This window comes from Lactobacillus sp. (assembly GCF_051873315.1).
Taxonomy (GTDB): domain Bacteria; phylum Bacillota; class Bacilli; order Lactobacillales; family Lactobacillaceae; genus Lactobacillus.
The window spans coordinates 1-7,903 of record NZ_JBJEES010000091.1 but is presented as its reverse complement, the minus strand read 5'-3'; the positions used below and the strand labels follow the sequence as shown (position 1 = coordinate 7,903).

The 7,903-nt window shown below is 51.6% G+C and carries 8 protein-coding genes and 1 pseudogene; all 9 read right to left on the bottom strand.

Features of this window, described 5'->3' with window-relative positions:
- Positions 1 to 59: 59 nt before the first annotated feature.
- On the bottom strand, positions 60 to 857 hold the full coding sequence (locus tag ACI32D_RS05395) for an RNA-binding protein (RefSeq protein ID WP_439775586.1): 798 nt from the start codon (positions 855 to 857) through the stop codon (positions 60 to 62).
- Complete coding sequence (locus ACI32D_RS05390; RefSeq protein WP_300615333.1) at positions 857 to 1,159, bottom strand: YggT family protein; 303 nt, start codon at positions 1,157 to 1,159, stop codon at positions 857 to 859. The genes ACI32D_RS05395 and ACI32D_RS05390 overlap by 1 nt, the downstream gene beginning before the upstream one ends.
- Positions 1,159 to 1,605 carry a cell division protein SepF gene (locus ACI32D_RS05385; protein ID WP_439775585.1) on the bottom strand — a complete coding sequence of 149 codons (447 nt, stop codon included), beginning with the start codon at positions 1,603 to 1,605 and terminating at the stop codon, positions 1,159 to 1,161. The genes ACI32D_RS05390 and ACI32D_RS05385 overlap by 1 nt, the downstream gene beginning before the upstream one ends.
- Before the next feature lie 14 nt (positions 1,606 to 1,619).
- The gene (gene ftsZ, locus ACI32D_RS05380; RefSeq protein ID WP_439775584.1) at positions 1,620 to 2,975 is read right to left on the bottom strand and encodes a cell division protein FtsZ; all 1,356 of its coding nucleotides are present in this window, start codon (positions 2,973 to 2,975) and stop codon (positions 1,620 to 1,622) included.
- Between the two features lie 15 nt (positions 2,976 to 2,990).
- Positions 2,991 to 4,373 carry a cell division protein FtsA gene (ftsA, locus tag ACI32D_RS05375; RefSeq protein ID WP_439775583.1) on the bottom strand — a complete coding sequence of 461 codons (1,383 nt, stop codon included), beginning with the start codon at positions 4,371 to 4,373 and terminating at the stop codon, positions 2,991 to 2,993.
- A 58-nt stretch (positions 4,374 to 4,431) separates the two neighbouring features.
- Entirely contained in the window at positions 4,432 to 5,277 is an 846-nt protein-coding gene (locus ACI32D_RS05370; protein ID WP_439775582.1) for a cell division protein FtsQ/DivIB, read from the bottom strand.
- Positions 5,278 to 5,300: 23 nt separating this feature from the next.
- Positions 5,301 to 6,413 carry an undecaprenyldiphospho-muramoylpentapeptide beta-N-acetylglucosaminyltransferase gene (gene murG, locus ACI32D_RS05365; RefSeq protein ID WP_439775581.1) on the bottom strand — a complete coding sequence of 371 codons (1,113 nt, stop codon included), beginning with the start codon at positions 6,411 to 6,413 and terminating at the stop codon, positions 5,301 to 5,303.
- Between the two features lies 1 nt (position 6,414).
- The gene (gene murD / locus ACI32D_RS05360; protein ID WP_439775580.1) at positions 6,415 to 7,797 is read right to left on the bottom strand and encodes a UDP-N-acetylmuramoyl-L-alanine--D-glutamate ligase; all 1,383 of its coding nucleotides are present in this window, start codon (positions 7,795 to 7,797) and stop codon (positions 6,415 to 6,417) included.
- Between the two features lie 6 nt (positions 7,798 to 7,803).
- A pseudogene (locus tag ACI32D_RS05355) lies at positions 7,804 to 7,903 on the bottom strand (phospho-N-acetylmuramoyl-pentapeptide-transferase); the annotation flags it as partial.

Genomic DNA, 7,903 nt, shown 5'->3' with positions numbered 1-7,903 from the left:
AAAATTCCCCGCTAATAATTTAAATTTTACGGGACATTATCCCAAGTTATTGACAATATTTATTGTCTTTTTGCTGGCCAAAACTGGCCTTCCAGCCGGAGGCGGCCTTTTTTGCTGGGCTGAGCGGACAAGAGCTTGACCCGGCCAAAGCGGCGCAGGCTCAAGATGTCCCCGACTTTCAGCAGGCTTTCCCCCCTCATTTCTTCATGCCAGTTTAAGCGGACCTCTCCAGCTTCCAAGGCCTCTTTTACCTGGCTGCGGGATTTATTGCTTAGAGCCGCTAAAACCGCGTCCAGGCGCATAGAGGACGCCACAGCAGTAATGGCCTCGGAATTGTCTTCTGCTTCTAAGCGGTCTTTTAACGGCTTCTCTTCTAGGCGGACCTTGACCGGCCCCATCCGGTCGATCTGACTGGCAAAAAATTCGGCCAGTTCTTTTTCCGCGAAAAACTGCCATCGGCCTTGCCCATCCGTAATGATGTCGCCAAAGGTGCCGGTCTTTACCCCGGAATTGGCCAAGCTGCCCAGAATCTGGCTATGGCGGAGGCTGGCGAACTTTTGCGGATAGGCAATTTCAAAAAGCTGAACCTGGTAGTCATCTGGCTTCAGGTTCTCCCATTCAAGACTAATGTAGAGACGGCACTTTTCTGCTTCTTCATAGCCGCCAAAAGCCTGCACGATGGCTTCCCCGCCAGCGATCGTCTCCATGATCTGCCTTTGCCGGGGGTCCAGGAAGTCGGTCAAGACAGCTTGACCGGTAAACAAAAGGCGATTAAAAAGACCAACAAAATGGTCAATTGTTGGTCTTTCTTCAATTGCAAAATGTGGGTAAAAGCTGCTGGCTTGGCGCTTGTCCATCATAGGAAAATCCTCCCTAAAATGTTGAAGAGCCAGCCCAAGGCAACGCTTTGGACAAAGTAGATCACAAACAAGGCAATCATCGGTGAGATGTCAATGCCAGTCGCGTAGATCAAGCGCAAGATCGGCCCCTGCCTAAAAAGGTTGACAAAGGGGTTGACAATCCGGTCAATCCAACGGCCAACCGCTGATTCGCTGATCGCCGGAATCCAAGACATAAAGGCATCAATAATGATCAAGAGGCTGTAAGCTTCACAGATGAAGTAGAGCAGCCGGTACAAAAAAACCAAAAATGTTTGCATTAACCTAAAGTATCTTTCTTATCAAGCAGTTCAGTGATCTTGCCGTCAGTTTCAAACTTCGGCGGGGTAGCCAGGAAGATCTTGTCGCCAACGCGCTGGATTTCACCATTGAGGGCGTAAACCGTCCCGGTGATGAAGTCAACCACCCGGCGGGCAGAAGCATCGTCCATCCGGCTGAAGTTGATGATGATCGCCTTTTGGTTGAGCAAGTTCTGAGCTACTTCCTTAGCATCAGAGTAAACCCGCGGTTCGTAAAGAACGATCTTGCTTGGGCCGCTGCCAGCTTGGCCGGACTTGATGGATACGACATTGCTGTCGCGGTTGCTGCTTGGCCGGTAGCTGTTTTGCATCTCTTCTTGTTCTTCGTAGCGGTCTTCGTAGCTGTCTCTTTCCTCGTAGGAATCGTTATCGCCGAAGCCGAAAAAGTCTTTCAATTTGTTGTTCATTTATTCTGCCTCCTTTACCGGTCCCGGCGATGCTTGAAGAACGGAATGTCGTCATCATCATCGTCGTCGTAATCGGTGTTGATGTCAATTTGTGAAATCGTGCTGCTCGGATCAGCATCCAGCTTTGCATCTTTTTCTTCAGCCTGCCGCTTCTGTTCTTCCGGGTTCTGCCGTCTTGAGTAGTCATCGTCGTTGAGGCCCCAAACGCTGATTGGGTCCATCATGGCTGGCTTCTCTTCCTTAACCGGGCTGGCCGGCTTGACTTCTTCTTGAACTGGAGCTTCTTGCACTGGAGCAGCTGGAGCTGCTTCTTCTGGAGTCAAGATCTTGGGAGCAGCTGGCTTTTCTCTAGGAGCGCTCACCTGGTGGCCGCGGCCTGGCAACTGCTTAGACGCAGCTGCTTCAGCTTCGTCGTCAATCCCAGTTGCGATCACCGTAACCACGACTTCATCGCCAAGGTTAGGGTTGATGGCCGTACCGAAGATAATGTTAACGTCTTCGCCGGCAGCAGTTGAGACGATTTCTGAAGCATCCTGGGCTTCAAACAGGGTCAAGTCCGGACCGCCAGTGATGTTCAAGAGGACCTGCTTGGCCCCGTCAATTGAAACTTCCAGAAGTGGTGAGGAGATCGCCATCTTGGTTGCTTCCACCGTCCGGTTTTCACCGCTGGCCCGGCCGATCCCCATCAAGGCTGCACCCTGGTTTTCCATGACCGTCTTGACGTCGGCGAAGTCCAGGTTCACATAGTCGGTTGAAGTGATCAAGTCGGAAATGCCTTGGACACCCTGTTTGAGGACGTTGTCGGCTTCCTTGAAGGCTTCCATCATCGGCGTCTTCTTGTCAACGATTTCCAAAAGCCGGTTGTTGGCAACGATGACCAGAGTGTCAACGTATTCCTTCAGCTTGGCGATCCCGTCAGCGGCATTCTTGGACCGCTTAGGGCCTTCAAAACTAAATGGGCGGGTAACCACCCCAACCGTCAAAGCACCGGTTTCCCGGGCAATTTTGGCGATCACCGGGGCTGCCCCGGTACCAGTACCACCGCCCATGCCGGCAGTGATGAAGATCATGTCAGCGCCTTTAAGCGCGTCTTCAATCGTTTCTTCGCTTTCTTCAGCGGCCTTTTGCCCGGTTTCAGGATGTGAACCTGCTCCCAAGCCCCTGGTCAGTTTCGGCCCCAGCTGAATCTTAACTTCAGCGTTGTTGCTGTTCAAAGCTTGTACGTCGGTGTTGGCCGCGATGAAGGAGACGCCCTGCACGCCGTCTTCAATCATCCGGTTGACGGCATTGCCGCCCGCCCCGCCAACGCCAATTACTTTGATAACTGCGTTGTTGTTGTCATCTGAATCAAAAGTAAAATCCAAAGCCATCTACGTTTACCACCCTTAATCAAAGAACTTTCTGAAAAATGCAGCCAAGCCCTTGTTTTTATTTTCGTTATTATTAGTCTTTTCTTCATGCCGGGTTTCTGTGTCTACTTCCCCATCATGCTTAGTCTTATTATAAGCTAATTCAGTGTCATTTTCAGCTTTCCGCGTCACTCTTTTAGCATTTTTTTGACTATTTCCGCCGCTGGCCGGCCGCTCGTTGGAAGCAAGAGCTGAATCATGATAAATCACGGTGTTGGCCAGGTAGCCAATGTCGCTCAACTGGTTGGCATAGTTGACGATCCCGTAAGCCACTGAATAAACCGGGTTGCGCAGGCCAATCTGGGCAGGCTGGTAGATCTTGGCCTTGACGTCATAGTCGGCTGCTACCAATTCATCGATCCCGGCCAAAAGCGCGCTGCCGCCAGTAATGATGACCCCGGCTGGCAAGGACAGGGCATCATGGTTGTACAGGCCCCGGCCGACCCGGCGCAGGATCTGCTGCAGGCGGGCGTTGATGATCTCACTAAGATACTTCTCGCTGACCAGGTTGTTTTCGTCCTTGCCCACGGCTTTAACTGCAAATTTTTCATTTTCAGAAGCCAGGTCTGGGTCGGCATAGCCATAATCCCGCTTCAAGGCTTCTGCATCGCTCATGGTCGTTGACAAAACCACGGAAATGTCGTGAGTGATGTCAGCTGCCCCCTTTAGGTCAACCGTGGCGTACTTGATCTGACCGTCGCGGATAACCGTGGCGGTCGTGCTGCCGCCGCCCATGTCCAGCAGAATTGCCCCAAAGGTTCTTTCAGCTTCATCCAGCGCCACGCTGGAAACGGCCATTGGTGCCGGAACGAAGAAGTTGTTCCGGATGCCGGCGTGATTCAAAACCGTGTTGATGTTGTGAATCTCCGCTGACGGCGCCGTCATTACCAGCCCTTGCACCAAGAGGGAGCGGGCAATCATGGTCCGCGGATCGTCAACGTCCTTTTCCCCGTCAATCAAAAAGCGGCTTGGGAAGAAGGCAACTGCCTGCCGGTCCTTTTTCTTGGCGGCCTTGATGGCGGCATACATCACCTGTTGCACGTCTTCATTGGCAACTTCTTTGCCAGAATCAGAAATATTGACCAGACCAGTCGCATTTTCCAGCTGCAGCATGCTGACTGGCAAAGCTGTCACCACTCGGTTGATCTTGCTGTTGGTTTTCTCGCTGACCTGCTGGATCGCGTTCTTGACAGATTCGGCAACTTGATCGATATCAACGATCTTTCCATGCCGCATCCCATGCGTTGGCGCGGCAACTGCCCCGTAAACCTGCAGCTCTTGATGAGCGGCGTCGGCAACAACGACTTTGATGCTCGTGGTCCCAATGTCCAGACCAACTAACAAAGTTGAATTATCCAAGTTTCCTTCCCCCAATTCTAATATTTAGATAATATCATAATTTTTTAAAAATACAAAATTAAGACAAGCCGTAGGCCTTTTTTTCCGCGCTGGTCAAAGGACGGGTAAAGGCACCGACTTCCATGTCAATGACACTGTTGGTTGTCAAATCCTGTTTAATCGAGTTATAGTACTTAACCTTGGATTTTATCGTCTCAGTGTTGCCGATTATCACATTGCCATCTTTCATGACCAGAATCATCTGGGTTTTGCGCCTGGTATTGCCAGACAGCATCTTAACCTGCTTTTTGAAATATTCAGGAAAAGAGTTAAAAATTTTAAGGTTGGTCTTCAAGGCCACCTGCTTGCTGTAGCCAATAAAGAGCGGCTTATCATGATCCACCTCGCTCCAAGCCAGGCTCTTGGTGCCTAGTTCCCCATTGGCGAGAATCTTCCGGTAGCTGGACCCATCCTTGATGTAGCCAATCACTTTCCGTTCATGCACCTGCATGTTCAAAGTGTTCAGACCCTTAACTGATAAAGTAACTGAAGCAACTTCGGGGTATTTAGCGGCCAGCTTCTTGCTGATCTTCTTTTGGCTGCGCAAGGCATCGACCACCTTGTCAGAAGCCTTGATCTGGGCTACTTCAACCATGCTTTTGCCATCCAGGTCATCGGCTCCGAGCACCCTGACCGTCGATACGTCAGCCAAAGGCGAAACGTAGTAGGCTAAAAAGGCTATGGCCAAAAGGCAGACGGTCATGATCGAGCCCAGCCGGGTCAAGAGGCCCCGCCTGCGCTCTTTTTTAAGCGAAGTAAGCTGGCTCGACAATTTCCGCCCTTCCTGCCCCTGGCCAGGTTCGTGGCGTAAAAATTTAGAGAGTTCCTCTTCTGGATCTCTGCGGGTTATCCGTTTGCGAGCCATCGCTTCCTCCTAATCTTTTTTCATCAGTTCTTCTTGGCAATTTCCTTCATGACCTTGATGACCTGGTCAGAGGCATCTGGCACGCCCAAGGCTTTGGAAGCCTGCCGCATCTTTTCTGCATAGCTTTGGTCTAAGAGCAAGTGGTCAATTGAAGACACGAAGGTGTTTTCGTTCAGATCATCTTCAGCAATCACCAAAGCTGCCCCGGCCTTTTCCAGGTCCATGGCGTTCTTCATCTGGTGGTTGTGGGTGACGTTTGGACTTGGGATCAAGATCACCGGTACGCCTAAAGCCGTGAATTCAGCCAGACTGGTTGCCCCGGACCGGGAAACAACGCAGGTCATTTCCGGCAAGAGGCCTGGCATGTTGGCGATATACGGCACGACCTTGATGGAGTCGCCGTAGTCAACGTCAGCCAGCTTTTTCTCAATAGCGTCATAGTAGTAGGTACCAGTGGCCCAGATCACTTGATAAGGCTTCTTCTTCAGCTCCATCAAGGACTTAAGCATAACCCGGTTGATGGCCAAAGCCCCCCGGGAACCCCCAAAGACCAGGACCGTAGGAATCTGCGGGTTAAGGCCCAAGTCTCCCTCCAGGTCAACAGGCTTGGCGTTTAAGCTCAAAACCTGCTGGGAACGCGGGTTGCCAGTCTTGACCAGCTTCTTTTTTTCCGGAAATTCCTTGGCCGCGTCATCAAAAGTGTAGCAGATCTTGTCCACATAGTGGCCTAAGAACTTATTGGCCACCCCGACCACGGAATTTGACTCGTGGATCATGGTCGGGATTTTCATCTTGCTGGCTTCATAAACGATCGCCCCACTGACGTAGCCGCCAGTGCCCAGGACAACGTCCGGCTTAAAGTCAGCCAGGATTTCCTTGGCCCGCTTGGTGGCCTTCAAAAAGAGCTGGATGGTCTTAACATTGTTCAGCAGGTGCTTTCTGTCAAAGCCCTGGATGTCAATGGTCTTAAAGTTGACCCCGGCGGCTGGCACGATCTTGGATTCCAGCCCCTTCTTGGTGCCGACGAACAAAATCTCATCGTCTTGGCAGATGCCTTCTTCCTTCAGGCGTTCAATCAAGGCCATGATGGGATAAATGTGGCCGCCCGTGCCGCCACCAGAAAAAATAACTCTCATTTTATTTCTCTTCCAATTCTTTTACATACTTGACAAAATATTCGCCGCGTTCTTCAAAGGTCTTGAACTGGTCCCAGGAAGCGCAGGCCGGTGAAAAGAGCAGGACGTCGCCAGCTTCAGCCAGCTTGGCTGCTGCCTTGACCCCTTCATGCAGGTTGTCAACGACCACAATAGTCTTGATCCCGGCCTTTCTGGCCGCGTCAGCCAGCAGGTAGCGGGTTTCCCCATAGGTCACGATGGCCTTAACGTGCTTTTTAAACAGATCGATCAGGGAGTCAAAGACAAAGCCCCGGTCAAGGCCGCCGGCCAAGAGAACTTCCGGCTCTTTAAAGGACTGGATGGCCACGGTGGCAGCCTCGATATTGGTTGACTTGGAGTCATTGTAGACCTTGACCCCGTCAAGGGTCGTCACGTACTGCAGGCGGTGTTCAGCCCCGGTGAAGGTGGACAAAACGGCCGCGATGTCGTCCTTGCCCGCCCCCATCAGGCTGCTGATGCCGATGGCAACCAGGGAGTTCTGCAAGTTGTGGATCCCAGGCAGCTTGATGTCGGCAATCTTCATCATCTTTTCATCGCCATGCATCAAGTAGTCCTGGCCGATGTAGAAGTCAGCTGCTGAATCAGTTTCGCTGAAAGTCAAGATCTTAGCGTGGGTTGCCTTTTCTTCCTTGGCCAGGATGTCTTTTTGGTCAAAGTTGGCCAGGAAGTAGTCGCTATCCTTTTGGAAGCGGCCAATGTTCAACTTGGCATCAACATAGTTGTCAAAAGTCTTATGGTAGTCCAGGTGAACATTGTTGTAGATGTCAACGATGGCAGCTACCTTTGGTTCAATGTCGGTAACCCCCATCAGCTGGAAGCTGGACATTTCCACGACCAAAAGGTCATCTGGGCCGGCCTGGTCCAAAACTACTTCAGAAATCGGCCAGCCAATGTTGCCGACCGCGTAAGCGTGGTGGCCCTGCTTTGCCAGGTAGTGGTCCATGATCTGCTGGGTCAGCATGACCGTAGTGGTCTTGCCGTTTGACCCGGTTACGCAGACATAAGGTGATTCGCTGGCGCTTAAAGCAACTTCAGGTTCAGTGATGACAGGAACCCCTTTTTCGCTGGCCTTGGCCACCATTGGGTTCTCGTAAGGGATGCCGGGATTCTTGACCAGGTAGTCAAACTTTTCCTGGTCAAAAAGGTCAACCGGGTGACTGCCGCCAATTACTCTGACGCCCAGGTCAGCCAACTGCTTGGCCTTAGGGTCAGCCGTAAGGTCCGCCTTGTCATTTAAAGTCAGGCGCGCGCCAAGCTTTAAAAGCAGCTTGCTGACCGCGAAGCCGCTCCGGCCCAGACCTAAAACAAGAATGTTTTTACCAGCATATTTATCGATTTCTTTCATCGTTAATTATCCCCAAATCATCAAATAAATTCCGCTGCCAATCAGCCCAACCAGCCAGAAGACCAGGTCGACCTTCCATTCGGACCAGCCCAGCATTTCGAAGTGG